The sequence below is a fragment of the Pseudomonas sp. FH4 genome (assembly GCF_000510915.2).
Classification (GTDB): Bacteria; Pseudomonadota; Gammaproteobacteria; order Pseudomonadales; family Pseudomonadaceae; genus Aquipseudomonas; species Aquipseudomonas brenneri.
In genome coordinates this window covers 148,474-175,358 of record NZ_AOHN01000013.1, presented here as the reverse complement: position 1 = coordinate 175,358, position 26,885 = coordinate 148,474, and the positions used below count along the sequence as shown (strand labels likewise).

The window sequence follows — 26,885 nt, the reverse complement described above, 5'->3', positions numbered from 1 at the left end:
AGCCTACCCCAACATTTTTGAGCCTGTTCGGCTGGATGCTTAGGTCCGCATCCCACGCCCACTCACCAGCAACCGCGCGCACCCGATATACAACACCACCGTGGCCACGATCATGAAGGTGATCGCCACGCTGATCTTGATATCCGACACGCCGAGGATCCCGTAGCGGAAGGCGTTGACCATATGCAGCACCGGGTTGGCCAGCGATACGGTCTGCCAGAACGGCGGCAGCAAGGTGATCGAGTAAAACACCCCGCCCAGGTAGGTCAACGGCGTCAGCACAAAAGTCGGGATGATCGAGATGTCATCGAAGTTGCGCGCAAACACTGCGTTGATAAAACCCAGCAGCGAGAAGATGGTCGCCGTCAGTACCACCACCAGGATGGTCACCCCCAGGTGATGCACCTGCAGGTCGGTGAAAAACATCGACAGCACCGTCACAATCGCCCCGACCATCAGGCCACGCAGCACGCCGCCCAGGGTGTAGCCGATCAGGATGGTGTGCGGCGAGACCGGCGAGACCATCAGTTCTTCGATGGAGCGCTGGAACTTGCTGCCAAAGAAACTCGACACCACGTTGCCGTAGGAGTTGGTGATCACCGACATCATGATCAGCCCCGGCACGATGTATTCCATGTAGGTGAAGCCACCCATATCGCCAATCTGCCGGCCGATCAGGTTGCCGAAGATCACGAAGTACAAAACCATGGTGATCGCTGGCGGCAGCAGGGTCTGCGGCCAGATGCGCATGAAGCGCTTCACTTCGCGATAGACGATGGTGTTAAGCGCTACCAGGTTGGGTTGGAACTCGGAACTCATACCGCCACCTTCGCCAGATTTTTCTCCACCAGGGACACGAACAACTCCTCAAGGCGATTGGTTTTGTTACGCAGGCTCAGCACTTCAATGTTCTGCGTGGCCAACTGGCTGAACAGCGCAGTGATGCCCATGGCTTTATCGACCTGCACTTCCAGGGTGTGGCTGTCCACCAGGCGACTTGGGTAGCCGATCAGTTGGGGCGGCACGGACAGGTTGTTCTTCAGGTCGAGCAGGAACGTCTCGACATGCAACTGGCCCAGCAGGTTACGCATGCTGGTGTTTTCGACGATGGTGCCGTGGTCGATGATGCCGATGTTGCGGCACAACTGTTCAGCCTCTTCCAGGTAATGGGTGGTGAGGATGATCGTGATGCCTTTCTGGTTCAGCTCGGTGAGGAAAGTCCACATCGAGCGACGCAATTCGATGTCCACCCCGGCCGTCGGCTCGTCGAGGATCAGCAGGCGCGGCTCGTGCACCAGGGCGCGGGCGATCATCAGGCGGCGCTTCATGCCGCCGGACAGGGAGCGTGATGGCACGTCGCGCTTGTCCCACAGGCCCAACTGGGTCAGGTACTGCTCGGCGCGTTCCTTGGCGATTTTCGGCGGGATGCCGTAGTAACCGGCCTGGGTCACCACGATATCGAAGGTCTTTTCAAACTGGTTGAAGTTGAACTCCTGGGGCACCACGCCAATGCTGCGCTTGAGCGCGGCCGGGGATTTATCCAGGTCATGGCCAAAGATATTCACCGTGCCACTGGTTTTGTTGACCAGGGTCGAGAGAATGCCAATGGTGGTGGACTTGCCGGCGCCGTTAGGGCCGAGCAAGGCGAAGAAATCACCTTCAGCGACATCCAGATCGATACCACTCAGGGCCTGGAAACCGTTGCCGTAGGTTTTGGTTAGCTGCCGGATGGACAGAGCGGAACTCATATCGGATTACGCACCAAGGAAGGGAATAGAAACAATAGATAAGGGCGCACTGCACGCAATACAACTGCGGGGCACGGCAGGCATGGTGCTTGCGTGCGCCGCACAAGTACAGTCACCCGTATTAATAGTCAGTATTAAGTCAACGCGGTCATCACCGCTTTTTGATAGGCCGGGCGTTGCTGCAAACGCTGGTACCAGGCCTCCAGATTAGGCATCGAGGGCCGTTCGATAGGCATCTCGAACCAGGCGTAGATAAAGCTGCCCAGGGGAATATCGCCCATGCCGATCTCGTTGCCCGACAGGTAGGGCTGCGTGGCCAGGGCCTGCTCCACCGTGCCCAGAGCCTCGATGCAGGCCTGGCGACCGGCATGGATGTTGTCCCAGTTCTGTTTCTCGGCGGGGGTGCGCAGCACGCCCCAGAATACGATCTTGAACGGCTCGGCCAGTGTGGAGGTGGTCCAATCCATCCATTTCTCGGCATTGGCCCGCGCCTGCAGGTCGCTTGGGTACCAACTCGATGCCTGTTTGGCGCAGAGGTAGCGCACGATGGTGTTGGATTCCCACAACACAAAATCGCCATCTTCGATCATCGGCACCCGGCCATTGGGGTTCAGCGCCCGGTATTGCGGGGTATCGACCACGCCAAAAGCCCCGCCCGCATCAATTGCCTCATAGTCCAGGCCCAGTTCCTCGGCGCACCACAGTGCTTTCCTGACGTTTGATGAATTTTTACGACCCCAGATCTTCAGCATGATCGACCTCTGAATAGATGAATGCCGGGGCAGCATACGCCGGTTCAGCCGCGACTCAAATCGCTCTGCATATCGCCTAACAGCTGCGGCGACTGCTCGCCAAACAGGTGTGGGTAACATTTCTCCAGGTGGGCAAAGAAGAATTCCTCGGGCACCTCGGCAAATTGCCCATGGTCCACCACGTACTCCATGGAGCGCTTGCCCTGGCGGTTGAAGGGGTGGAACACACTGTCATTGATCCCGTCGAAATCCAGTGGCGGCACATCGAACAATTCGCACAACTGGCTGTTGAACGCTGGCGTGGCCTTGACCCAGCGCCCGTCCAGATACAGTTCGGTGTAGCCGTGCATGGCGAACACATCACTCTTGAGCAGCTCGATCAGGCGCGGGGTCGATAAGTGATTGCGCACGTCCGCCAGGCCAATACGCGACGGTATGCCGCAATGCCGGGCGCAGGCGGCCAGCAGGGTGGCCTTGGGCACGCAATAACTCTGCCCGGTGGCCAGGGCGTAACTGCCCGCCAGGGTTTGCGGATCGCGGCTGAAGGTGTAAGGGTTGTAGCGCACCGCTTCACGCACGGCGTAGTACAGACTGACTGCCTGGTCACGGGGGTCGCGGCTCGCACCGCGGTGTTTTTCGGCGAACTCCACCACCGTGGGGTGGTCACTATCGATGAAGCGGCTGGGACTCAAGTACGCATTCATGGGGATTTTCTCCGAGGCGAGCCTGGAGTCTAACCACAGGCCCGACCGAGGGATAACGACGATTCGGCCAAATGTCGGCGCCTGCTGCCTGTGACTGGAGAGCACTTCCCGCCACACACGTAACACCCTCAGGCACCGCTTTTTCGGATGCCGACTAAGCTCTGAGGGTGCTTCTGCCCCTGGTTTCACGGAGGATTGAATATGCTGTTGTTGTGGATACTGGTTCTGGTGCTCGGCATTGCCTACCTGGCACACCGTCGCACCGCGCCCCTGCCCGCCCTGGGTGTGGTCGCCGTCTACCTGTTGGCGATGGGTGCCTTCAGCCATGCACCGGGCTGGCTGCTACTGGTGTTCTGGGTCTTGATCGCGGTAGTCGCCGCACCGCTGCTGTTGCCCGACCTGCGCCGCCAGTACTTCACCGCACCGCTGTTCAACTGGTTCCAGAAAGTGCTGCCGCCGATGTCCGAGACCGAGCGCGATGCCATCGACGCCGGCACCGTGTGGTGGGACGGAGAGCTGTTCAGCGGCCGCCCCGACTGGGACAAACTGCTGGCCTACCCCAAGGCGCAGTTGACCGAAGAAGAACAGGCCTTTATCGACGGCCCGACCGAAGAACTGTGCGCCATGGTCACCGACTGGGAAATCGGCCAGGCCATGGACCTGCCGGCGGCGGCCTGGGACCATATCAAGCAACATGGCTTCTTCGCCCTGATCATCCCCAAGGAATACGGCGGCAAGGGCTTTTCGGCCTACGCCCACTCCCAGGTAGCGATGAAACTGGCGACCCGCAGCGGCGACCTCGCTTCCACCGTCATGGTCCCCAACTCCCTGGGCCCTGCCGAACTGCTGCTGCACTACGGCACCGACGAGCAACGCAACCACTACCTGCCGCGCCTGGCGCGTGGCGATGACATCCCGTGCTTTGCCCTGACCGGCCCGCTGGCCGGCTCCGATGCTGGTGCGATGCCCGACACCGGGGTGATCTGCAAAGGCGAATGGGAAGGCAAGGAAACCCTCGGCCTGCGCCTGAACTGGGAAAAACGCTACATAACCCTCGGTCCAGTCGCAACCCTGCTGGGCCTGGCCTTCAAGGCCCATGACCCGGACCACCTGCTGGGTGAAGAAGAAGACCTGGGCATCAGCCTGGCGCTGATCCCCACCGACACCCCGGGCGTGGACATCGGCCGCCGTCACCTGCCACTCGGTGCCGCGTTCATGAACGGCCCCAACTCTGGCAAGGACGTGTTCATTCCCCTGGACTTCCTGATCGGCGGCCAGGAGATGCTCGGCAAGGGCTGGATGATGTTGATGAACTGCCTGTCGGTAGGCCGTTCGATTTCCCTGCCGGCGGTGGGCACCGGGGCCGCCAAGTTCACCAGCCTGGTGACCGGCCAATATGCCCAGGTGCGCGAACAGTTCAATGTGCCGCTGTCGGCTTTCGAAGGCATCCAGGAGGCCCTGGCCCGCATCGGCGGCAACGCCTGGCTGATGGACAGCGCCCGCATGCTCACCGCCAACGCCGTCGACCTGGGCGAAAAACCCTCGGTACTCTCGGCCATTCTCAAGTATCACCTGACCGAGCGCGGCCGCGAGTGCATCAGCCACGCCATGGACGTGCACGGCGGCAAGGGCATCATCATGGGGCCCAACAACTACTTGGGGCGCAGTTGGCAAGGGGCGCCGATCTTCATCACAGTGGAGGGCGCGAACATCCTTTCGCGCAACCTGATGATCTTCGGCCAGGGCGCGATCCGCTGCCACCCATTCGTGCTCAAGGAAATGGCCCTCGCCGGTCGTGAAGACCGCGACCAGGCGCTCAAGGAGTTCGATGGCCTGTTGATGCAGCACATCGGCTTTGCCGTGAGCAACGCCGCCAGTACCCTGGTGTTGAACCTCGGCCTGGGCCACTTCGAAAAAGCGCCAGGCAACCGCTTGAGCCAGGGCTACTTCCGCGCGCTCAATCGCCAGGCCGCCGCGTTTGCCCTGCTGGCTGACCTGAGCATGATGCTGCTGGGCGGCGAGTTGAAGCGTCGCGAACGCCTGTCGGCAAGGCTGGGGGATGTGCTCAGCCACATGTACCTGGCCTCGGCGGCACTCAAGCGCTACCACGACCTGGATTCACCGGATCACCTGGAACCGCTGTTTGCCTGGGCCATGGAAGAAAGCCTCGGCCAGTCGGAGCGTGCGCTGGATGAACTGCTCAGCAACTTCCCTAATAAAGTGCTGGGCTGCCTGCTGCGGGTAATCGTGTTCCCGTTCGGCCGTCGCCATACAGGCCCATCCGATGCACTGGATGCCGAAGTCGCCGCCGTGATTGGCCGGGCCAAGGGCGATCCGACCCTCGAAGAACTACTGGCTGGCTGCTACCGCCCACAATCAGCCGAAGACCCGGTGGGCGCGTTGCAACAGGCCTACGACCTGCTGGGTGCCAGCCACCCGCTGCAGAAAAAACTCCACAGCGCGCTCAAGAGTGGCCAGGTCAAGCCTCGCGCCGGGGAACACGCCATCGATGCCGCATTGGAAGCTGGCGTATTGCAAGCGGCTGAAGCACAGACCCTGCGTGAGGCTGAAGCGGCGCGACGCAAGGTGATCGACGTGGATGACTTCAGCAAGGAGGAGCTGGCCCAGGCCCCTGGCAGGGTCCGTTAAGCCAGCGGTCATATAAAAGCGGGCGCGAGAGCTATATACTCTCGCGCCCGTTTTTGCTTTTGAGGACTTACTCTCGTGTCCAACGTCGTTGCCGATCATCTCGTCTTGCTCGACCACCTGCGCAGCATCCTGGTAGCCGTCGGCGAAGCCGAACAGGTTCCCGAGGAAAGCCACGTCTTGTTCCTGGAACGCTTTGATGAACTGCGGGCCCTGCTGCCCATCGACCCGATCGAAAGCCAATACCTGGGCCAGGACATGATGAGCCAGGTCATCCTGCGCTACCCGCAGATTGCCCATCTGGTACCGCGCGACCTGCTGTGGTTCTTCGGCGGTGACTGCCTGCACTTCATGCCCGACGATGAACTGGATATGTACCAGGCCCTGGAAGAACGCCGCTTCGAAGCCGAACAAAACGACGAACCGTTCGACTGGAACCAGGAAAAACAGCTGCTGGCCATGCCCCACGACCAGTCCAAGCACTGATCCCGAAAGCACTGGATATCAAATGTGGAAGCGGGCTTGTGTGGGAGCGGGCTTGCTCGCGAAAGCGGTGAATCAGTCGCTGGATGTGTTGAATGACACACCGTATTCGCGAGCAAGCCCGCTCCCACACAAGCCCGCTCCCATATTGTTTTCGACCGCATTGTTCCTACGGCCTGCGCAACGTCGGCTCCTTCGCCATGCATTCCACCAGATAATCAATAAACACCCGCAGCTTCGGCGGCAGGTACCGCGTGGGTGAATGCAGCAACCAGGCATCCCCATGGTACGAGGCAATGAAATCCCAGTGCGGCAAGACCTGCACCAGGCGCCCCTCCTCCAATGCATGCCGCGCGGTGAAGTACGGCAAGCTGCCAATCCCGACATCCTGCAGCACCGCATCCAACCGCACTCCCGTGTGGTTGGCCGCGTACCGGCCGCGCACGCCGACCGTCACCGTCTTGCCTGCCTGGCGGAATTTCCAGCGTGCGTCCCCGGGGGTTTCTCCCAGGTAAATACAACTGTGTTCCAGCAAGTCATGGGGATGCAGCGGTGTGCCGTGCGCGGCCAAATACTGCGGCGTGGCACAGAGCAGATGCTCGATCGGCAACAGCTGGCGCCCCACCAACCCCGGCGGCGGGCTGTCGGTGATACGGATGCTCAAGTCGACATTGTCATCGATCATATCCACCTGCCGATCCTCCAGGATCAATTGCACATCGACCTTGGGATAACGCCGCAAAAACTCCGGCATGTGCGGATGCACCACAAACCGCCCCACCGCCTTGGGCACGCTGACCCGCACCAGTCCTTCGGCCTCGTGGGTGTACTGGCCGCTGATTTCCATCACCGAGCGCGCCGCGTTGACCATCTCCTGGCAGCGCTTGAAGACTTCTTCGCCACCCTCACTCAGGCGCAACTTGCGCGTGGTGCGCTGCAACAAACGCGTGGCCAGGGCCTGCTCCAGGCGCGAGATGCTGCGGCTCACGGACGATGGCGAAGCGCCCAGTTGGCGCGCCGCTTCGGAGAAACTGCCGGTTTCCACAACCTTGACGAAAATCGCCATTTCGCCCAGCAGTGGCAGAGGAAGATTGATGCTCATGACGCACAGGTCCATTGATATTTGAATGGATTATCACTCATTTGAGCACTATTTATACTGCCCGGTAGAACCCTGATGCGGATGTAGACCATGACCCAGCGCCTGTTTTTTACCCACGACCACCTGGTTGCCGATGTCGATGTGCTGGAGTGCACGCCCCATGAACAGCAGTTTGCAGTGGTACTGCAATCGACCATTTTCCACCCCCAGGGCGGCGGCCAGCCCTTTGACACCGGCTGGCTGGGGGATAGCACCGTCGTGAAAGTCGTGCAGGAAGCCGGGCGCATCGTGCATTACGTCGACCGCCCCCTCACGCCGGGCCCCACCCAGGCCCGCATCGACGCACAACGGCGCGCCTTGCATACGCGCCTGCATTCGGCCGGGCATTTGATCGGCAACGCTGGCGAAACCCTGGGTTGGATGCCGATCAAGGCCCACCACTGGCCCGGCGAAGGCAAGATCAGCTTTATCCGTGGCGAGTCGGCGCAAGTCATGGAGGCCGAAACCCTGCAGGACCAGGTCAACCAGTGGATCGCCGCAGACTTGCCACGCCACATGGTGCTGGACGGCGATAGCCGGGAAGTCGGCTTTGGCGACCTGCCGCCCTACGCGTGTGGCGGCACCCATGTGCAAGCGCTTGCCCAAGTGGGCCAGGTCACCATCCTCGGCCTGTCCGAGAAAAAAGGCACCCTGTCGGTGCGCTACAGCCTGGACTGACTCAACCGCTATCAACCTGAGGGCATCCGTGTTGGCCAGAGGCGGCGTTTTCGTATTGCGATAGGACATGACCCCGCCGAGGGCTCCCCAGCACCGCGTCGGTGATGCTAGTGTGTGGAAATGTTTCCGATACACAATTCAGACATTTCTCACACACCACCAGCAAAGGAATGCCCCAGCAATGGACTTCTCCCTTAAGCACCTGGCCGCTGCCACCTTGATGATTGCCAGCCTGTCTTCGGTTAGCGTGTCTGCCGTCGCCAGCATCAACCCGCAACAGAGTGCGACTATTCTCAAAACCCTGAATGACGCCTCGATCAAGGATTTCCGCACGTTCCTCGGCAACCTGGGCAAAAGTGACGTAGCGAAAACCGCCAATCTCGGCCCGGCCATCACTGCCTTCCTCGACAACAAGACGCTGACCGCCGAGCAACAGAACGATATCCATCGCCTGCTGGGCCTCTATGCCCGAGTGAAATACGGTACAGCCGCCACCGAAACCCTGCGTGAACTGGTGGCCATCCCGACCTTCCAGGTTGAGGGTGTTGCCCAGCACGACAACCCTGAATTCAAAAAGATTGCCGAAAAGATCAAGGCCCTGGCCCAGTCCTTCAACCTGAACTTTCGCAATGTCGACGACCGCGTCTATGAAATCTCCCTGGAAGGCGCAGGTGATGAGGTCGTCGGCATTCATGCCCACGCCGACGTGGTGCCGGTAACCCCGGAAAACTGGGTGTTAAAGGACGGCACCCGACTCGATCCCTTCAAAGTCACGCTGATCGGCGACCGCATGTATGGCCGTGGCACCGAAGATGACAAGAACGGCATCGTGGTCACGCTGTACGCCATGAAAGTGATCAAGGAAGAAAACCTGCCACTGGCACGCAACTTCAAGCTGCTGGTGGACACCACCGAAGAAACCACCGGCGACGCCATCCCCTATTACTTTGAACGCAACCCGACGCCCAACTACAACCTGGCCCTGGATGGCGGCTATCCGGTAGTCATCGCCGAGAAAGGCTATGGCACCGTCATGGCAACCTTCGCCAAGCGCAAGGCCGAGGGCAAAGGTGCCGAAATCCTCTCGATGACCGGCGGGCTTGCGACCAACCAAATTCCTTCGGCATCGGTGGTAACGCTACGCAGCGACAAGCCCACCGAGTTGGCCGCCAGCCTGCAACAGGCTGGCGCTGCGTATGCCAAGGCCAATGGTGGTGACTTCACGGTAGATGCCAAAGTCGTCGGCAAAGAGGTCAAGTTGACCGTGACGGGCGTCTCGGCGCACTCCTCCGAACCCGAATCGGGCATCAACCCGGTGGCGCGGATGCTGGGCTTCATCAATGGCCTGGACGGCAAGGTAGCGCTCAAGCACAACGAGATCACCGACGCCGCCCGCTATGCCGCCGACAACTGGGGCCTGGATTACCTGGGTGGCAAGTTGGGCGTGGGCTTCTCCGATGACTTCATGGGCCCGCTGACCACCTCCCTGACGTTTGTCGGCATGGATGCAAAAGCCTTCAAGCTGGCCGTCAATCTGCGGGTGCCAAAAGGCAAGTCGCCAGAAACACTCAAGAAAGAAATCGCCGACAAGTTGAGCGCCTGGAGCACCAAGGCCCATATCACGCCGGCCTTCGATTACTCGATCGCCGCGCCGATGTATCGCAACCCCGAGGGCGAGTGGGTCAAGGCGTTGCTGGCCGTGTCCACCGAGAACCTGGGCATGAAGCCCGAGTTCGGTACTTCGGCCGGAGCAACGTCGGTGCATGACCTGCCCAACGGCGTGCAATTCGGCCTGGCACGACCTGAAGTCAAATACACCGGCCACACCGACAACGAGTTCAAGACCACCGAGCAGTTCCTGCTGGACCTGCAGATCGTCACCGAAATGATGGGGCGTATCGGGCAGTTGCCGAAACTCTGACTGATTGTCTGGATCCGCTCTGTTGGCGGGTCCATTTCCCCGAGTTTGAATCGCTGACACACAAAAACGCCGCTCATAACCGAGCGGCGTTTTTGTGTGCCTGCCATCCGAGGCATGGCCTCCATTCGCAACTACCTGGGAGCGTTGGTAGAAGAGAAAATGTAACGCGCAAAACGCCATTTCCCATCGGCCTCCCGATGCAGCAAGAAGATTTCCTGATTCCCTTCAGCACCACCAGGTTGAGCACTTGCCAGTGGCGTGGCGGTGCCATTGGAGCGCGTGCGGGCAAAAGCCCAATCCCGTGACAGCGGTCGAATCTCGTCAATCGTAAAGCGTATGTTGAGTTTGATCGCGGCGAAGACCTGCTGGTAGGCCTGGCGTACGGCGTCACGCCCGACCGCCGGCAAACTGTTTTGCGGCATGAACACCGCGTCCTGTGCATAAAGCGCCATCACCTGATCCAGGTCAGAAGCGTTCAGCGCCGCCTGATAATGGTTCAGTTGGGCTGTGACCGCCTCTTTCACATCCTCTTTTTCAGGGGCCGGTTGAGCGGCCAGGGCAAGGGCGGGGAGGAGCAAGGCGCCCAAGGTCAGCGCCAGGAATGAAGTCCGCATGATGTACTCCTTAATGTCAGAGTTTTACAACCAGTTTGCCCAGGGCCCCATCGCTTTCCATCAGGCGATGAGCATCAGGGATCTGTTCGAAATCGAAGGTTTTCGTGCGGATCGACGGTATGCGCCCCGCTTCGACTTCTTTGGCAATCCACAACAGGGGGCTGTCCTTGAGGGGCATGTCCGGCGTGCCCAGCAAGCCACTGCCAAAGAAGTTCAGCTTCACCGCCGAAGGCAGGTCCTGCATCAAGTGCAACTGCTCCAGGATCGGCGCGCCGCCCAGCAAACCGATCACACTGACCGCCCCGAATGGGCGCACGGTCTTGAGGCTGTCGCGCAGGGTTGCCGCACCGACCACCTCCAGTACCGCATCCACCCCTTGAGGCACCCACTGGCGCACTTGCTCGGCAATCGCGCCGTTGTCGACCACCACCTCATCAGCCCCCATCTCACGCAGACGCTGGATCTTGTCTGCCGAACGGGTCGTGGCAATCACTTTCAAGCCACGGGCCTTGGCATAGGTCAGTGCCGCCAGGCCGACCGAAGACGTCGCACCCCGCACCAGCAACGTCTGCCCTGGCTCAATCGCCAGGCTCTTGTCCAGCGCGCCCCACACCGTGAGGTAGGCTTCAGGCAATGCGGCAAGCTCTTCCCATGACAGCGTCGAACCGTCCAGGGAGATCACGTTGCTGCGCAACACCGTCACCTCTTCGGCATAACTGCCATTGCGGGCGAACTGCATCCCTCCCATGGCCGTAGCAACACGCTGGCCGGTGCGAAAAGTGCCCGACGGGTCATGAATCACCTCACCCACTGCCTCGATACCTGGCACTCGGGGAGCGGTGATCGGGCCCATTTTCCCGGCACGCAGGTAGGTCTCGGCACGGTTGAGGCCCAATGCCCGGACACGGATCCTGACTTCATCGTCCGAGGGTTGCACAGAGGGAATGTCGCGTAGCTTCAAGGCATCAGGCGTGCCAGCTTGTTCAATGACAAAAGCTTTCATGGTGATGACCTCAGGCGCGTGGTTGAGTGGTGGCGAACAGGTAGCGATGAATCTTCCAGTTACCTTGTTCATTGCGGAACACAAACAACTCATTGTTGCCCTCGGTCACATCAATCCCGGCCGCCAGAATGTGTGTGGTACCCGCCGAGGAGGTGCGCACCCAGGCCCAGTTACCGACTTCCTCTATCTCGTGGATGGTGAACTTGACATTCAGTTTGAGGGTGGCGAAGACCTGCTCGTAACCAGCTTGCACGGCGTCACGGCCGACCAGGGCAGGTGCATGCTGAGGCATGAACACCGGCTCGCTGCCGTACAAGTCGAGGATGGTTTTGATGTCGTTAGTGTTGAGGGCTGTTTCGTAACGGCTGAGAACAGATTTGATGGTCATCATGAAGCTCCGATTGATTTGAAGGTTCCGGCGTTGAGCCAGTGACGTCACTATCTATCAATCAGGTTTGGATATTAACCACTCAGAATGACAACCTTTCTCTCATCTATGGAAGGACAAGAACAGTAGGGTATCGCCCTGACGTCTTACAGAATCACACCGGCAACGGTGGCCATACGCCCATCGCGGTGTCCACAAACGCAATCATCTGTTCATACGGGACCTGGTCTTTGGCCTGCACGCTCAGGCCAAACATGACGGTGGTGTAGAAACACGACAGGGTTTGAACATTCGTCTCTGCCGGCACATCTCCGTCGCACAGGCCTTGGTGAATGCGCGACTCGATCAGTCGGTGGGTTTCTCTGCGCTGTGCGCTGAGCTCGTCCTGGATTACCTGGCTTTCCGGGGTTCCGGACAACGCCGCCAGCACCACCAGGCAGCCACGGGGCGGATGGCTGCGATAAAACCGCGTGACCGTCTCCTTGAGCAAAACCTCCACCGCCTCGCGAGCCGTCGCAGCGTCTGCCAGGACGCTGTAGCGATAGGCGCCATGATGGGTGAGGTAGTGATCCAGCGCGGCGCGGAACAAACCTTCCTTGTTCTTGAAGGCGGCATACAGGCTTGGCGGGTTGAGCTCCATGGCCTGGGTCAGTGCGGTCAACGATGCCCCTTCGTATCCCCGCAACCAAAACACATCCATTGCCTGTTCCAGCACGTGCCCGCGGTCAAAGGCGCGCGGCCTTCCTCGTTCAGCCATGTTTCCCCCTCCTGACAATAACGATCACTACAAAAAATATTGACACGATCACTTGCCCTGAATTATTACATAGCGATCGTTATGTATATAGCCCCGGTTTTCCTGGCGGTACCAGAGGATGCACTCCGTGACAACGCGCTTACTTACACCCCTGGATATCGGGACTGTGACGCTGAAAAACCGCAGGATTTTTACCCCCCAAGTGCCCTCCTCGTCCCAGTCAGCCAGGCCTTGCAGCGTTCAATGCGTGGATGCCGGGCTGGTGATTGCATCGGGGGCACCTGTCTGCCCCGAAGGCCAGGGCCATACCGATGCCTCGGGTCTTTATTCAGCCGAGCAGGTCGCCGGCTGGAAAGTCGTTACCGACCGTTTTCATCAAGCCGGCTGCTTGATTGCCGCCCAGCTCTGGCATGTGGGTCGCGTGTCCCACCGTGACCTGCAACCGGACAATCACCCGCCCCTTGCCCCCTCGGCAATCCGAGCCCGCTCAGAGGTGTTCATCTGCAATGGCCAAGGCGCAGGCATCGGAGTGCCGGCCGCGAGCCCCAGGCAAATGACCCTGGCAGACATTCACGTGACCCAACAGGCGTTTGTGGACGCCGCCATCAATGCAATGGCTGCCGGGTTTGACCTGGTTGAGATTCATGGCGCCAGCGGCTATCTGATTGAGCAGTTCCTGGCCACTGGTACCAATTTGCGCCAGGACGAATATGGCGGATCGCTGGAAAGCCGTGCCCGGTTCCTGCTGGAAATCGTCGATCAGTTGATCAGGGTGCTAGGCGCGCAGCGCATTGGTGTGCGCCTGTCCCCCTGGGGCACCCTCAATGACATTGAAGATCGCGAACCCCACGCCATGGCCCTGTACCTGGCCGAGGAACTTAACCACCGCAACATTGCTTACCTGCACCTGGTGCAATGGCTGCCGGGCACAGGGCCGGCCTACCCCGAAGGCTTTTGCCGATGGCTACGGGCGGCCTTCAAGAACCCCTTGATCGTGTGCGCCAACCCCGATAGCGAGAACAGTGAGCGGCGGCTGCTTCAGGGCCTGGCAGACGCCGTCGCCACGACAACCTTATCCAGGCGATGTGCCTGTGACTCAAAACCCCAAGAAACTGCAGCATGGATCTGAATGCGGTCCGCATGTTCGCGGCCACGGCGCAATCCGGCAGCCTGACGGCCGCTGCCGAGCACCTGGGCATTCCACTTGCCACCATCAGCCGTCGGGTCCGGGACCTGGAGCGCGAGCTCAATGTGCAGCTGTTGCAACGCTCGGTGCACGGCACATGCCTCACCGACGCCGGCATGCGCCTATACCAGCACGCCAACCGGGGCCTTGAGATACTGGCCAATGGCGAACGCGCCTTGCTCAACGATCAGGCTCGGCTTAAAGGGCTCTTGCGGCTTTCACTACCGTCCTCGCTCACGCCATGGTGGGAGATGCTCTCAAGGTTCCAGCAGCGTTACCCAGGCATTGTGCTGCAGGTCCGGACCTGCGACAGGCCCATCAAGATGATCGAAGAAGGTGTCGATGTGAGCATGCGCATTGGCCGTTGCACCGGGCACTCCTTGAGCACTCAACGGATGCTCGCTTACCACCATGTGCTGGTGGCGGCCCCCGCATTGCTTCAGCGCCTGGGGGTGCCCGCCAGGGTCAAAGACTTGCACCAGTTCCCTTGTGGCGTCTGGAGCCAAGGCACCACGGCTTATTGGCGCCTGGGAAAGGAAATATTCAAACCTGAGCCGACGATCGTCACCAACGACTACACCCATTTGTGCAACCGCGCCCTGGCCGGTGACGTGGTGACCGAGCTGCCTCCCTTCATGACAATGGAGCACATCAAAAACCAGCAGTTGGTTGCCTTGCTGGAGGATCACCCGCTCCCTGACCTGGAGATCACACTGCACTACGCTTCACACCCGCATCCCTCGCCCATTGTGCAGACCTATCTGGATTTTGCCCGGCAGCACATAAAGCATCCTGCACGGTTCGATGCCCATTCGACCGAGCTGACTCACGCATAAGTCATCTCCTCTCTCAAGAACGGGATCCTGCCTCTCGCCAGCGACCCTACTCATGAAATTCAAATGGCATTAGCTTTTTCAAAGCGTGCAAACGCATCCATGCACTGAGGAGTGACACACATGACAACTAAACCTGCTGTGCTATTGGTACACGGTTTTTGGGGCGGGGCTGCACACTGGAGCAAGGTTATCGTTGAGCTGACACACAAAGGCTATACGAACATCCATGCCGTTGAACTGTCGCTGACCTCACTGGCCGAAGACGCTGAACGCACTCGCAAGATGATCGCCCAACAATCGGGGCCGGTTCTGCTGGTGGGCCATTCTTATGGCGGTGCAGTCATTACCGAGGCGGGTGACCAACCCAATGTCATCGGCCTGGTGTACATAGCCGCCTTTGCACCTGACGCAGGCGAGAGCCCTGCAAGCATCACCCAGGCACACCCGCCTGTCGCAGCCGCCAACCTTGTGCCTGACAGCGACGGCTATCTTTGGGTCAAGCCCGAACTGTTCCATGAGAGCTTCTGCCAGGACCTCAGCGCCGATGAAGCCATCGTGATGGGCGTCACGCAAAAAGCACCATTGGTCAGTACCTTCGCCAACACCATCAGCACCCCGGCCTGGAAGAAAAAACCTTCGTGGTATCAGATCTCCAGTGATGACCGCATGATCGCCCCCGAAAACGAACAGCGCATGGCCAACCGACTCAATGCGCAAAAGGTCATCACCCTGCACGCCAGTCACGCTTCGCTGGCATCAAGACCGGTCGAAGTTGCCGCGTTTATTGATCAGGCCGCTGTTACCGCCTGCAGCCGCTAACCGTCGCACTTGAGCACCCCCATCCTGTGGCGGGTGCTTGAGACTGCCGCTTACATCAGCCCTGGTGGCGAGAGTCGATCATGAAAAAGCAAGCGTTGGTCGATAACACCGCGCGCGCCCTTACGGTTGACGCCGACGCAAAGCGGCGCGCCGATAGATCTCGTGCCGCGCAGCAATCATCGGATCACTACTGGTTTCTATGCCATCTACCAGGCGCCCAGGGTCAAAGGCCATGACTTGCTGGGCCAAGGCTTGCTGCGATGCCGGGACCAGGGTGCGCAACGTCAATATGCCCAGTTCGACTTCACGGTGGGCCTGCGCCCCTTTGCGAGGCCACGGGATGGAACCGTCATCAACGGCATCGCCGGGCGCGGCCAGTTGCAGAATCAGGCGCATATTCACAGGCCCGACACCCAGGCGCCCAGCCATTGCCTGTTGCAAATAATCATCAGGCATCGTGGCCAATTGCTCATCACCGAGCAACGGCTCCCTGATCTGCGGCTCGATGCGATAACGACCAATATGGCGCCCGCCTTGGGCATCAACAAACACCAGGCTATTGACCCCAAAATACTCGATCGAAGTGTAACTGCGAGGAGCCGGCTTAACCGCTTCAAGGAATGCCTGCGCCCTGGGGTGATCTGCCAGGAACGCCTGTAGCGGCGCCGGATTGGCAGGCGATGCGACGCTGGCAGCAATCCCCTGCAAAAATGCCAGAAACGCTTGAGGGGTGGCAACGGGAAAGCCGTCGAAAGAGTGCGCGACAATATCCGTTGACTGGCCACCCGGCAGTTCAAATCGAATGGCCATGCCATGGGGACTCGCACTGGGATCACCATCGCGGGTGGACGGCACACCGCTGAAGTTCGAGAACCGTACCAGCACGGGCACACCTTCTCCCTGAAAGTGAGCCGCCCTACTCAGGCCTTGCGCAGCTTGTGACGCAACAAATGTACCGCCGACCAATACGCCTTTGGCATGCGCAATGCGAAACCCCGGATGGTTGCCAAACGTTGCGTAGAGAGCGTCTAGCAACGCGTCGTACAGCTGACTCTGTGACATAGGCACGCTCCTTTGGATCTGCAACTTATCCTGATTGGCGACTACTGGCCCAGAGATTGCGAGCATCCCTGTCAGCACTACCGTCGCCAGTGGTTTCAAGAAGCCCACGAACTCAAACCTGCACAGTCACTGGCGCGGGCCAGGGTTGAGGGCAATGTGTTTGTATTCAACGAAATCATCCATGGCCGCCATCCCGTTGAGCCGCCCTTGACCTGATTGTTTGAACCCGCCCTCTTCGAACTCGTCGTAGACCACCGCCCAATCGTTGACCCACACCGTCCCCGCCTCAAGCTCACGGGCAACCCGCAGGGAACGGTCGATATCCCGTGTCCAGATGCTCGCGGCCAGGCCGTATTCGCTGTTGTTGGCCAACTCGATGGCTTGGGCTTCAGTGTCGAAGACTTGCAGGGTCAGTACCGGCCCAAAGGTTTCATACTGCACGATCGACATATCCGCGTCGTTTACTTGCAGCAGCGTCGGACGGTAAAACGCCCCCTGCGCCAACGGTCCCTCAGTGACCGGACCACCGCGCACGATGACCTGCGCTCCGGCAGCAATCGCCGCCTCAACCACCTTATTGACGCGTTGCACGTTGGCCTTGTCGATCAAGGGTCCCATTTCACTCGCGGGATCCGCTGCCGGGCCGACGCGCACCGCTTTGAGACGGGCGGCCAGGCGCTCAATCAATACAGGTGCAATATCGCGCTGCACCAGCAGACGCGAGCCGGTCATGCAAAACTGTCCGGCGAAAACCGTCAGGGCCTTTTCCAGGGTCGGCACTGCCGCCTCAAGATCAGCATCGGCAAACACCACCATGGGGGTTTTCCCCCCCAGCTCCAGGCCGAAGCGCTTGAGGTGTTGCGCGCCGACGGCTGAAATGCTGCGACCGGTACTCGTGCTGCCGGTAAAGCTGATCACCGGTACGTCGGGGGACTCAACCAGATGCTTGGAACCTTGCGGCCCGAGCTCGCTGAACAAGTTGATGACCCCCTTGGGCAACGAGACGGCTTGCGACATGATCCGCGATACCAACGTGTTGGTCTGGGCTGTCTGGCCGGGCATTTTGATTACCGCCGTACAGCCCGCCGCCAGGGCCGGGGCCAGGGAGCGAATCATCAGTACAACCGGTGAGTTCCAAGGCGCAATGATGCCTGCCACCCCGACGGCCTGGCGGATGACCAGGGAAATCTTGCCGGGCTTCGGCTCGGCGGCCCGTCCGTATTCGGCCCTGGCGAGCGCCGCGTAATAACGCAATTTGGAGGGCACCATGCTGACTTCAAACTGTGCCTCGGGCTTGATCTTGCCATTTTCCAGCGCGAGGATTTCGATCAACGCGGGAGTGTTACGCTCAAACGCATCCGCCAACTCCAGCAATACCTGGGCACGCAAGTGGCGGTCGTCTTTCCAGGCCGTTTGCACAAATGCCCGACGTGCCGCCTCGATGCCTTTCTGTGCCTCATTCTGTCCGCCATTGGCATAGCGACCAATGACGTTGGAGGTCGCGGGATCAAAGGACTCTTTGTAGTCGCCAGAATCAAGCCATTGACCATCAATCCAGTTCAGCGCGGTAGTTGGATTCATTTTATAAATTCACTCAGCGATAGAGGTGGGCAATTTTTTCGGCGGTGGCAATCACCGTGATATTGATCGCGACAGAAGGCACATCAGGAAAAATCGAAGCATCCACCACCCGCAGGCCATGCAGCCCCAGGACCCGGCCTTCCAGGTCAACCACCGCCCGCGGATCGCCTGCATGGCCCATAGGCGCGGTAGACGTGGGGTGATGGTAGGTATCAAGACTTGCCCGAACACTGGCCAGCAGCGCCTCGTCGGAGTCGGCGCCCGCACCGGGATTGAGTTCTGAATGAACAAACTGGCTCAAGGGCGCGCTCGCACCGATCCTGCGAGACAAGCGAATCCCTTCCAGCAGGCGCTGGCGGTCTTGCTCTTGGGCAAGAAAGTTGAGGTCGATCTTCGGGGCCACCAGCGGGTCGCGACTGACCAGCGTCACCTTGCCCGTGGACAAAGGCCGAGTCAGCGCCACGGCAAGCACAAACCCCACCTTGGTCGGGCTCTGCTCATGCGGGAACAAGTGGGTGGCGGTGATATGCAAATCCAGTTCACCGCCCTGGGCTGTGCTGCTATGAGTCCAGAGCTTGGCGCCGATTGCCGGGGATTGACTGCCGATCTCATCGGGCTGCGCGGCATACGCGTTGTAGTAGAACGGATGATCCACCAGGTGCTGACCCACTGGCAGGTCCGCCACCAGTGGAATCTGCAGGCCCTGCAGATCCGCAGCAGGACCAATGCCAGAGCGCAGCAGGATCGCGGCACTGCCATAGGTACCGGCACAAAGGATAACTTCGTCGGCCAGGAGCTTTTCGCCATTGGCCAGTTGCACCCCCGTGGCCTGCTTGCCATCGAACAACACCTTATCCACCAACGTGTCGGGACGAATATGCAGGTTGCGGCGCGAGCGGACGGGGTCTGTCAGATAGGCCATGCCCGTATTGACGCGCACGCCGTTGACCACGTTCATCGGATATGGCCCGACTCCGTCGGCCTGCGACCCGTCAAAGTCCTCGATCACCTTGAAACCATTGGCCACCGTAGCGTCGATAAAAGCACGCTGCATGGGGGTCACATCCGCGCGGCTCAATTGATGCACGGGAAGCGGCCCGTCATGACCATGCAAGGCACTCTCGCCGCCGCTGTGGGTTTCCAGTTTTTTGAACCAGGGCAGCATTTGCTCGAAGCTCCAGCCAGGCAGATTCCAGCGCTGGAAATCAGCCTCCCGGGCACGAATCGCTACAGCACCATTGACACCCGAACTGCCTCCCAGCACCTTGCCGCGCACGGCACCAATGGGATGGTCGATGTAGCCGGGCTGGGTCTTGTATCCCCATTCAAACTCGGGGTTGCCATTGGCTCCGACAATATCGCTCTTGGCGATGATCTCGGGATAGTTGCTGGAGTTATAACTATGCCCAGCTTCGAGCAGGACTACCTGGCGCCCGTTGCTTTCACTCAAGCGACGGGCAAGTACCGCACCGGCGGAGCCACCACCGACAATAATCACGTTTATAGTACCAAGAGTACTCGTCATATTATTTCTCCTGCTCAATCGCTAAGGCTGGGTAATGGTATTGTTTTGTGCCGAGCGCACTTTCCAGTTCGAATTGCTCCTCACCAGGACCCAGGTAAATATCCCCGAATAGGGAGGCATTACTTTGCCGCTGTCGTCTCGAACATCTTTGATGCTCCAGCGCCAGTGCACAATCGCTACATCCGGGCTGACAAGATTGATTTGCGGAACACCGCTGATGGCATAGACGCTCTTGTCATAACGCCCCTTGAATAATTCACTGTGAACTTGGTAAATCTTTGCCGGGTTATCCCATTTGCTTCCGGTAATACCGATAAAATCTCCATCCACCGCAAAAAGCTCGCTGAGTTTTTTGGCATCATGCAGATTCCAACTCGCAACAAACTGATCAATCAATTGTGTGATCGCCTGTTGTGCAGCATTCACTTCTGTACGGTTATCAGCTCTGGATGAGTCAGCACTGACCATCGAGATCGGAGCGCCAGACAATGCAACCACTAATATCCAGAGACGCGTATTTTTAAGAGCCAATATTCTCAACACGGAAAAGACCTCCACCAGCGGATCAAAACAACTTCCACCCGCGACAACACGGTGACTATTTACAACGCAAATAACTTGAGCGCATTCTCACGGCCGATTTTCATACGGTCGTTATCACTGATCAGCGCATTATCAAACCATGTGCTGGCGGTCTTCATGCTTTCATAAGGGTAATCAGCGGAGAACAGCATGCGGTCTACGCCAATTTCACTGATGGAGTCCAGCAAGCCTTTCGTGTGAAAGTGCCCTGCCGTGGTTAAATAAAAGTTGTTCGATAAATAATGCCCGACTGATTGTTTGGCATTGCCAAGCCCCACACCCTCACGCTGCATGTTCAGACGATGCTGCAACCGTGGCAGCATCAACGGTAAACCTTCACCCAAATGCCCGAGAATGACAGTCAGGTTGGGATACTTGTCGAAAAGCCCACTGAGCATCAAACGAATCGCATGGGTGGCCGTTTCATGGGCAAACCCCCAGGCTGAACCGACAAGAGATGGATAACCTTCATAGATACGGCGCTGACTGGGCAACGGTTCACGAGGGTGCAGGTAGACGGGAACATTCAACGCCGCTACACGCTCCCAAAACTCCCAGACAGGCGACTCATCCAGGTATTGGGCGCTGTCGACATTGCCTATATTGGTGTAACCGTTGATCAATGCACCGACAAACCCCAAATCCTTGACCGCACGCTCCAATTCGTCAGCCGCAGCAGCAGGTGACTGAAGCGCTACAGTGGCAAATGCTTTTAAACGCGAGGGATGCTTGTCCACAAAGCGCTCACGAATGTAGTCATTGGTTTGCCTGGCAAAATCGATAGATTTTTTAGTATCGAGTAGGCCCTGGGCACCAGGCGACGTCAGGGAGACGATTGAGATATCAATAGCGTTCTCATCCATTTCCTCAACTCGACGGTCACTGTCGAGCAAGCGCCATTCAACGTCATCCATATAAGCCTGACCATTCCTGGCTGCCTCGCCCGAAGAGTCCCACACACTGTTGTTCAGCTCAGAACTTACGTGTTCCTCAAGAACGATTTTACCTTTCATCATCTCACCTCAGTCAATGGCTTGCCCGGCGCTATCTAAATTTAATATCCAGCAATCACCACTGAGTGTTAACCCTCAGAAATGAGATACCGACTCCCATATGTGAAAGGCAATAAAACCCGAACCCTTTAAACAAAACAGCACAGGACCTTCCAAGAGAAACAGTATTGAAGCGCAAACACTTTCTCGCTGCAAAACAACATCCTCTCATTTATAGATGGCTCCCTATCATCCCTGACAGTTCATCCTGGGATAAAAGTAAGGCAGGATACTGACACCAGCGACATGACAATCACTGTTTGCCACTGGCGGCCAGTAGTGCATTGACCGATGCCTACATTACAACTTCGTAATCAATGCCACACGAAACACCTGTAGAGGGAATGCATGAAAACAACAAATCTGATTCGCAGCCAGCTTCTTACATTAGCCATGACCAGCGCCTTTACCTTCTTCACCGCCGCCAGCGCAACCGCGGCAGAAGGCAATGATGCACTGCCGTACTCCAGTGATCCGCAAATAAAGAGCGTGCAACAAGAAGCCTACAATGTCGTCCGCCAATATGAGCAAGCACTGAACGAAGGCAACACCAAAAAAATAGTAAGTTTGTTTGCCGCCGACAGCGTTGCAGAGTGGAATAACAAGCCTACCTATACGACCGCCCAGCAAAAGACCGAAGGCTACGATGCATTATTTAAAATAGCCAAATTCAAAACCGTCTTCGCCTATGACGCAATTAACCTGTATGGCGATGCGGCGGTCATCCGTACACATCACCATAAAGGTGCGACCGTTATGGAGAATGGCAAGCCTGTCACTGACCTGAACCGCGAAGTTTTCGTGCTCAACAAAACCAGCCAAGGTTGGAAGATTGTCTTGTATACGTTTAACACTGACCCCATACAGGGCGAAGGTTAATTTCGAACAGCATAAAAGTGTACTAACGGGGTGCGAACCCACCTTCACACCCCGTTCCACAAGCCTGCCCCTTTTTAAACCTTCCCTCTTGGTACAGCCTTTAACTGCACCACAACAAACAATGTCTTTACGGTCAAGACTGCACTCAGAGAATAGAAGTAGCACCATGGACCTCAATGCCATTCGAATGTTTGTCACCACTGCCAAATGTGGCAGCTTCACGGCCGCGGCCGAGCGCCTGGAAATGCCACTCGCAACACTCAGCCGGCGAATCCGGGAACTAGAACGTGTATTGCAAGTGCAGTTGCTGGAGCGCTCGGTCCATGGCACGCGCCTCACCGACGCGGGCACACGGCTGTACGAACACGCCAGCCGAGGGCTGGAAATGCTGGTCGATGGCGAACGGGCCCTGATCAGCGACCAGGCACAACTCAGGGGGCGCTTACGGCTTTCGCTTCCCCCATCGCTGGAGCCCTGGTGGGAAGTGTTGTCGGCGTTTCAGCAGTGCTATCCAAACATCCAGTTGCAGGTCTATACCAGCGACAGGCGGATTGACATGATCGAAGATGGCATTGATGTGGTCATGCGCATCGGTCCTATTACCCATGACTCCATGGTGGCTCGCCGGATGTTGGCCTATCGCCACATCCTCGTCGCTTCTCCCACCCTGCTGACGCGTTCAGGCATGCCCGATAAAGTCGCGGACTTACACAATTATCCCTGCGGCGCCTGGAGCCAGGACGCTACGGCTACCTGGCAACTCGGCAAAGAGGCATTCAAGCCAGACCCCATAATAGCAACCAACGATTATGCTCATTTACGCACCCGAGCGCTGGCCGGGGACCTGGTAACCGAGTTACCACCGTTCATGGCCATGGAGGCGATAAGGAACAAGCAATTAGTCGTGCTCCTGGAAAAGCACCCCTTCCCGGAAATGGAGATCAATCTGCTTTATCCATCGCACCGGCATCCATCCAACCTCGTGCGAACCTACCTGAACTTTGCTCTGCTACATGTAAAGCGCCTCATGTAACTGCCCGCACCTGCGGGCAGGACGAGATGGCAAGCCAGAAGGTATTGATGTTTTTCAGCCAGAGCGATGCAACGATCAACATCTGCCATGGTCAAGACCTCAGATAACGATAAGAGAGGTGACGATGGATCTCAACGCGATACAAATGTTCGTGGCTGTCGCCCAGATGGGAAGCCTGTCAGCTGCCGCCATCCATCTGGACATTCCACTGCAAACCTTAAGTCGACGCATTCGTGAGCTGGAACATGAATTGAACGTGCAACTCCTGCAGCGCTCTATGCGGGGCACAAGGTTGACTCAGGCTGGAGAGAAACTCTATGAGTATGCCAGCCGCGGCATAGAAGCCTTTGCGCAAGGTAAATCAGCGCTGATAAGTGATCAGGACGAACTCAGGGGCCGCCTGAGAGTGGCACTTCCCGTCGCATTTGAACCCTGGGGGCAATTGCTGCGCGACTTCCAACGGCGTTATCCGCAAATAGAGCTGGCGGTTTACTTTACGGAGCAACGCATGGACCTTATCGCCGAAGGTATTGATGTAGCGCTTCGCGTTGGCGCCATTGAACAAGATACGTTGATTGCACGCTATATGATCAGCTATCGACATCAACTCGTTGCCAGTCCAGCCCTGCTTGAGCGTCTGGGCGAACCTCATATACCTGATGACCTGCTCAGGTTTCCTTGTGCAACCTGGTCAAAAGACTCCAGCACGCGCAGCCAGTGGACCCTGGGTAACCAGACTCTCGAACCTGCTGCCATCGTTACGACAAACAACTACCTGCACCTGCGCAACTGCGCACTTAATGGCGACTGCATTACCGAACTACCCCCCTTTCTGGCGGTACAGGCCATTAAAGAAGGCAGCCTGCGGTCAGTGCTGGACAACTACCCAATGCCAGAAAACCCTGTGCATTTGCTCTATCAGTCTCACCGTCACCCTTCGCGACTGGTGCGCGTCTACCTGGACTTCTGCCAGGAGTATTTGCAGCACTGGTGCCCTTCTTTGGCTCAACCGTCACCCGTCACACACCCACAGGCTGAATCAACAACCCGTGAGCGTGTTGGCTGTTAGACCAGAGTCAGTACTTGCTTGAGGGCCTTGCGCGGTTTTTGTGGCCAGTTTTCAGCCAGTGCATAGCCGACAGCAATCAGCATCACAGGCACTTCGGACGAAGCCAGTTGGAACTCACGGGCAACTCCGGCCGGGTCAAAGCCGATCATCGGGCCTGAAGCCAGCCCTTGCCCCTGCGCTGCCAGCATCAAGGTCATTGCACACAGTGATGCCGAGCGAATGGCTTCATCACGCTGAAACACCTCATTGCCTTCGTACATCCCATTGGCCATGGCAACCCAAGTGTCGAAAACCGAACGCTCGATAATGCCTTGTTCAACCGATGGCAGCAGAGCATCCGGCAAGCCTTTGTGTGGGGCCAGCGTTCCGCAGATGATAAAGGTAACGGCCGCCTCGGCGATTTTTGGCTGCTCATAAGCAACTTTTTTCAAGCGCTGCTTGGCCTCGGCCGTGCGCACGGCAATCACTTTCCAGTTTTGCGCATTGAATGATGAAGGGGCCAGCGTGGCGAGACGAACCAACTCTTCGATTTGCTCATCCGAGAGCCGACGGCTCGTATCGAACGCATTCGCTGAGATTCGGCTTTCGATCAATTCGCTAACATTTTTCATGACACTTCCCATTGGCTGTTATGACGCGATAGACCCGCAAGCCGCCACGTTAAAGTGACCGCACTTACGGCCAGTCATAATCCACCCCCGAGCGACTCCATGAGAATACTCACCAGTGAGATGCGGCCTCCCATGAATCAGAGGCTCATTCGGGTTTATCGAACCATTGACCAGCCGTTTGAGCCCGCCAGCCATAAATCGCAGACAAACAAAAACGCCGATCATCACTGATCGGCGTTTTTGTTGAATATGGAGCGGGAAACGAGACTCGAACTCGCGACCCCGACCTTGGCAAGGTCGTGCTCTACCAACTGAGCTATTCCCGCAAATGGCGTCCCCTAGGGGACTCGAACCCCTGTTACCGCCGTGAAAGGGCGGTGTCCTAGGCCACTAGACGAAGGGGACACGCTAACTGAAACACATGGTGTGTATTCCAGTGCCCAGAGGCCTTGTCCGAAGACTTGGTCCTGGTTTCACTCAGTGCCGCCCGAAAGCCACACTGTTTAAAAATGGAGCGGGAAACGAGACTCGAACTCGCGACCCCGACCTTGGCAAGGTCGTGCTCTACCAACTGAGCTATTCCCGCAAATGGCGTCCCCTAGGGGACTCGAACCCCTGTTACCGCCGTGAAAGGGCGGTGTCCTAGGCCACTAGACGAAGGGGACACACGTACAACATTCACTCCCTACCGCGTTTCGCTGTGTGCTTTACGCTGTAAGTGGCGCGCATTCTATGGATGGATTGAAAGGTCGTCAACCCCCAAGGATAAATTTATTTAAATCAATGACTTCGCCCTGCTTTACAAGCACCGTCAGGGTTTCTCGCTGTCCAGGCTTTGACGCCTATATTCTGACGCCCGACAAGACGTTATAGTCCCCGCCGGCAAATGATGGCAATGTGCATCTACTCAGGCAAAGCCTATCTATATAGAGGAAAGCACTGACTCATCTCGTCGAAGAGTCCTATCCGCCGCATGCGCCAATCACTACACTTCAACGCACATCCCATAAAGAGGTCACACCGGTGACACCACTCATGATCACCCTGCTGGTAATAGCCGGGATCGTAATACTGATCGCCATTGGCTACATGAACCATGTGGTGGAAAACAACAAACTGGAAAAGGCCCGGGCCCAGATTGAGCTCAACGACCGGCTGCGGCGCTGCGGAGAGATCACCGAGACGTTCCCCGGTCAATTGATGACACCGCAGCTCAAACTGCTGCTGACCCGCCTGGAACTGAACGTCAACCAACGCATGCTCCACCTCAACAAATCCAGCGCAACCATCAAGGCGCGTATTGCCGAACTGGAAACACTGGTTGGCCAGGGCGAATCGATTCCGGTGAACAACCCGCCGGGGCCGATCCAGACCGAAGCCAAGGCCAAGGATGTGCGCTTCTTATTGGAAGCGCTGCACGGTCAAGTCACCCGTGCCGCCCAGGACGGTTTTTTGCCGACCAATGAGGCCAAGCACTGGATCCGTGAAATCCGCCACCTGCTGGTGCTGCTGCATATCGAGTTTTTCAACAATCTGGGCCAGCACGCCCTGCAACAGGCGCAACCCGGCCAGGCACGCCTGGCGTTCGAACGCGGTGTGCAGTACCTGCGCAAGCAGCCTGAACCGGCGACCTACAGCCAGCACTTGCAACTTTTGGAGAAACAATTGGCACGCGCCAACTCCATGGTGCTGACCAACAGCCAGCAAACCGCAGAAGAGGTCAATGAGCTGACCGAAGGCTTGAAAGCCGATGACGCGGATGCCGAATGGAAAAAGAAAGTCATCTACGATTGATCCCTCCTGCACTGGACTGAC

At 58.0% G+C, this 26,885-nt stretch carries 26 protein-coding genes and 4 tRNA genes; 11 read left to right on the top strand and 19 right to left on the bottom strand.

Going from position 1 to position 26,885, the window contains the following annotated elements; translation table 11 throughout:
• Positions 1–39: 39 nt before the first annotated feature.
• From H097_RS09430 to H097_RS09415, 4 genes are all read right to left on the bottom strand, one after another.
• Positions 40–819: an ABC transporter permease gene (locus H097_RS09430; protein WP_032859275.1), complete on the bottom strand. Its 780-nt coding sequence runs from the start codon at positions 817–819 to the stop codon at positions 40–42.
• Complete coding sequence (locus H097_RS09425; RefSeq protein ID WP_032859273.1) at positions 816–1,748, bottom strand: ABC transporter ATP-binding protein; 933 nt, start codon at positions 1,746–1,748, stop codon at positions 816–818. Before H097_RS09425 ends, H097_RS09430 begins: the two co-directional genes overlap by 4 nt.
• A gap of 134 nt (positions 1,749–1,882) precedes the next feature.
• A complete protein-coding gene (locus H097_RS09420; RefSeq protein ID WP_032859271.1) occupies positions 1,883–2,500 on the bottom strand; it encodes a glutathione S-transferase in 618 nt (205 codons plus the stop codon).
• 44 nt (positions 2,501–2,544) lie between these two features.
• Positions 2,545–3,204: a transglutaminase family protein gene (locus H097_RS09415; protein WP_032859270.1), complete on the bottom strand. Its 660-nt coding sequence runs from the start codon at positions 3,202–3,204 to the stop codon at positions 2,545–2,547.
• A gap of 201 nt (positions 3,205–3,405) precedes the next feature.
• Here H097_RS09415 and H097_RS09410 point away from each other — a divergent pair, with 201 nt between their 5' ends.
• Positions 3,406–5,853 carry an acyl-CoA dehydrogenase gene (locus H097_RS09410; RefSeq protein ID WP_032859269.1) on the top strand — a complete coding sequence of 816 codons (2,448 nt, stop codon included), beginning with the start codon at positions 3,406–3,408 and terminating at the stop codon, positions 5,851–5,853.
• A gap of 75 nt (positions 5,854–5,928) precedes the next feature.
• Positions 5,929–6,336: a PA2817 family protein gene (locus tag H097_RS09405; protein ID WP_032859267.1), complete on the top strand. Its 408-nt coding sequence runs from the start codon at positions 5,929–5,931 to the stop codon at positions 6,334–6,336.
• A gap of 166 nt (positions 6,337–6,502) precedes the next feature.
• Here H097_RS09405 and H097_RS09400 read toward each other — a convergent pair whose 3' ends face one another.
• Positions 6,503–7,435, bottom strand: coding sequence for a LysR family transcriptional regulator (locus H097_RS09400; protein WP_032859665.1), 933 nt, complete (start codon positions 7,433–7,435; stop codon positions 6,503–6,505).
• 90 nt (positions 7,436–7,525) lie between these two features.
• On the opposite strand from H097_RS09400, the gene H097_RS09395 reads away from it, so the two are divergent.
• Together H097_RS09395 and H097_RS09390 are read left to right on the top strand one after the other, a co-directional pair.
• A complete protein-coding gene (locus H097_RS09395) occupies positions 7,526–8,152 on the top strand; it encodes a serine-tRNA(Ala) deacylase AlaX (protein WP_032859266.1) in 627 nt (208 codons plus the stop codon).
• A 181-nt stretch (positions 8,153–8,333) separates the two neighbouring features.
• Positions 8,334–10,073, top strand: coding sequence for a dipeptidase (locus H097_RS09390; protein WP_032859264.1), 1,740 nt, complete (start codon positions 8,334–8,336; stop codon positions 10,071–10,073).
• Between the two features lie 131 nt (positions 10,074–10,204).
• Here the strand turns inward: H097_RS09390 and H097_RS09385 are convergent, their stop codons facing one another.
• From H097_RS09385 to H097_RS09370, 4 genes are all read right to left on the bottom strand, one after another.
• Positions 10,205–10,687, bottom strand: a complete 483-nt coding sequence (locus H097_RS09385; protein ID WP_032859262.1) for an SgcJ/EcaC family oxidoreductase — start codon at positions 10,685–10,687, stop codon at positions 10,205–10,207.
• 16 nt (positions 10,688–10,703) lie between these two features.
• The gene (locus H097_RS09380) at positions 10,704–11,690 is read right to left on the bottom strand and encodes a zinc-binding alcohol dehydrogenase family protein (protein ID WP_032859260.1); all 987 of its coding nucleotides are present in this window, start codon (positions 11,688–11,690) and stop codon (positions 10,704–10,706) included.
• 10 nt (positions 11,691–11,700) lie between these two features.
• A complete protein-coding gene (locus tag H097_RS09375; protein WP_032859259.1) occupies positions 11,701–12,078 on the bottom strand; it encodes a nuclear transport factor 2 family protein in 378 nt (125 codons plus the stop codon).
• 154 nt (positions 12,079–12,232) lie between these two features.
• On the bottom strand, positions 12,233–12,835 hold the full coding sequence (locus H097_RS09370; RefSeq protein WP_032859258.1) for a TetR/AcrR family transcriptional regulator: 603 nt from the start codon (positions 12,833–12,835) through the stop codon (positions 12,233–12,235).
• A 127-nt stretch (positions 12,836–12,962) separates the two neighbouring features.
• On the opposite strand from H097_RS09370, the gene H097_RS09365 reads away from it, so the two are divergent.
• The 3 genes from H097_RS09365 (at position 12,963) to H097_RS09355 (ending at position 15,676) form a co-directional block, all read left to right on the top strand.
• Positions 12,963–13,964: an alkene reductase gene (locus H097_RS09365; RefSeq protein ID WP_157695973.1), complete on the top strand. Its 1,002-nt coding sequence runs from the start codon at positions 12,963–12,965 to the stop codon at positions 13,962–13,964.
• On the top strand, positions 13,955–14,857 hold the full coding sequence (locus H097_RS09360; RefSeq protein ID WP_032859256.1) for a LysR family transcriptional regulator: 903 nt from the start codon (positions 13,955–13,957) through the stop codon (positions 14,855–14,857). The genes H097_RS09365 and H097_RS09360 overlap by 10 nt, the downstream gene beginning before the upstream one ends.
• A gap of 120 nt (positions 14,858–14,977) precedes the next feature.
• Positions 14,978–15,676 carry an alpha/beta hydrolase gene (locus tag H097_RS09355; protein WP_032859255.1) on the top strand — a complete coding sequence of 233 codons (699 nt, stop codon included), beginning with the start codon at positions 14,978–14,980 and terminating at the stop codon, positions 15,674–15,676.
• Between the two features lie 120 nt (positions 15,677–15,796).
• On the opposite strand, the gene H097_RS09350 is transcribed toward H097_RS09355, so the two are convergent.
• The 5 genes from H097_RS09350 to H097_RS09330 all read right to left on the bottom strand — a co-directional run bounded on the left by H097_RS09350 (position 15,797) and on the right by H097_RS09330 (position 21,439).
• Positions 15,797–16,738 carry a catalase family peroxidase gene (locus H097_RS09350; RefSeq protein ID WP_032859253.1) on the bottom strand — a complete coding sequence of 314 codons (942 nt, stop codon included), beginning with the start codon at positions 16,736–16,738 and terminating at the stop codon, positions 15,797–15,799.
• Positions 16,739–16,864: 126 nt separating this feature from the next.
• Positions 16,865–18,319 carry an aldehyde dehydrogenase family protein gene (locus H097_RS09345; protein ID WP_032859251.1) on the bottom strand — a complete coding sequence of 485 codons (1,455 nt, stop codon included), beginning with the start codon at positions 18,317–18,319 and terminating at the stop codon, positions 16,865–16,867.
• A 13-nt stretch (positions 18,320–18,332) separates the two neighbouring features.
• On the bottom strand, positions 18,333–19,844 hold the full coding sequence (locus tag H097_RS09340) for a GMC oxidoreductase (RefSeq protein ID WP_050593318.1): 1,512 nt from the start codon (positions 19,842–19,844) through the stop codon (positions 18,333–18,335).
• Between the two features lie 21 nt (positions 19,845–19,865).
• Positions 19,866–20,387, bottom strand: coding sequence for an SgcJ/EcaC family oxidoreductase (locus H097_RS09335; protein ID WP_139115698.1), 522 nt, complete (start codon positions 20,385–20,387; stop codon positions 19,866–19,868).
• Positions 20,388–20,446: 59 nt separating this feature from the next.
• Entirely contained in the window at positions 20,447–21,439 is a 993-nt protein-coding gene (locus H097_RS09330; protein ID WP_032859659.1) for an amidohydrolase family protein, read from the bottom strand.
• 387 nt (positions 21,440–21,826) lie between these two features.
• On the opposite strand from H097_RS09330, the gene H097_RS09325 reads away from it, so the two are divergent.
• From H097_RS09325 to H097_RS09315, 3 genes are all read left to right on the top strand, one after another.
• The gene (locus H097_RS09325; RefSeq protein WP_206575972.1) at positions 21,827–22,357 is read left to right on the top strand and encodes a nuclear transport factor 2 family protein; all 531 of its coding nucleotides are present in this window, start codon (positions 21,827–21,829) and stop codon (positions 22,355–22,357) included.
• A gap of 166 nt (positions 22,358–22,523) precedes the next feature.
• On the top strand, positions 22,524–23,390 hold the full coding sequence (locus H097_RS09320) for a LysR family transcriptional regulator (RefSeq protein WP_032859247.1): 867 nt from the start codon (positions 22,524–22,526) through the stop codon (positions 23,388–23,390).
• A gap of 124 nt (positions 23,391–23,514) precedes the next feature.
• Positions 23,515–24,459 carry a LysR family transcriptional regulator gene (locus H097_RS09315; protein ID WP_065943524.1) on the top strand — a complete coding sequence of 315 codons (945 nt, stop codon included), beginning with the start codon at positions 23,515–23,517 and terminating at the stop codon, positions 24,457–24,459.
• On the opposite strand, the gene H097_RS09310 is transcribed toward H097_RS09315, so the two are convergent.
• From H097_RS09310 to H097_RS09290, 5 genes are all read right to left on the bottom strand, one after another.
• A complete protein-coding gene (locus tag H097_RS09310; RefSeq protein WP_090290690.1) occupies positions 24,456–25,070 on the bottom strand; it encodes a nitroreductase family protein in 615 nt (204 codons plus the stop codon). The genes H097_RS09315 and H097_RS09310 overlap by 4 nt on opposite strands.
• Before the next feature lie 250 nt (positions 25,071–25,320).
• Positions 25,321–25,396, bottom strand: a tRNA-Gly gene (locus H097_RS09305).
• A gap of 3 nt (positions 25,397–25,399) precedes the next feature.
• Positions 25,400–25,475: transfer RNA gene (locus H097_RS09300), tRNA-Glu, on the bottom strand.
• A gap of 105 nt (positions 25,476–25,580) precedes the next feature.
• Positions 25,581–25,656: transfer RNA gene (locus tag H097_RS09295), tRNA-Gly, on the bottom strand.
• A gap of 3 nt (positions 25,657–25,659) precedes the next feature.
• A tRNA-Glu gene (locus H097_RS09290) sits at positions 25,660–25,735 on the bottom strand.
• 358 nt (positions 25,736–26,093) lie between these two features.
• Between H097_RS09290 and H097_RS09285 the strand changes: the two genes are divergently transcribed.
• Positions 26,094–26,864 (top strand): hypothetical protein, encoded by a 771-nt coding sequence (locus H097_RS09285; RefSeq protein WP_032859244.1) that lies wholly within the window; start codon positions 26,094–26,096, stop codon positions 26,862–26,864.
• Positions 26,865–26,885 lie beyond the last annotated feature (21 nt).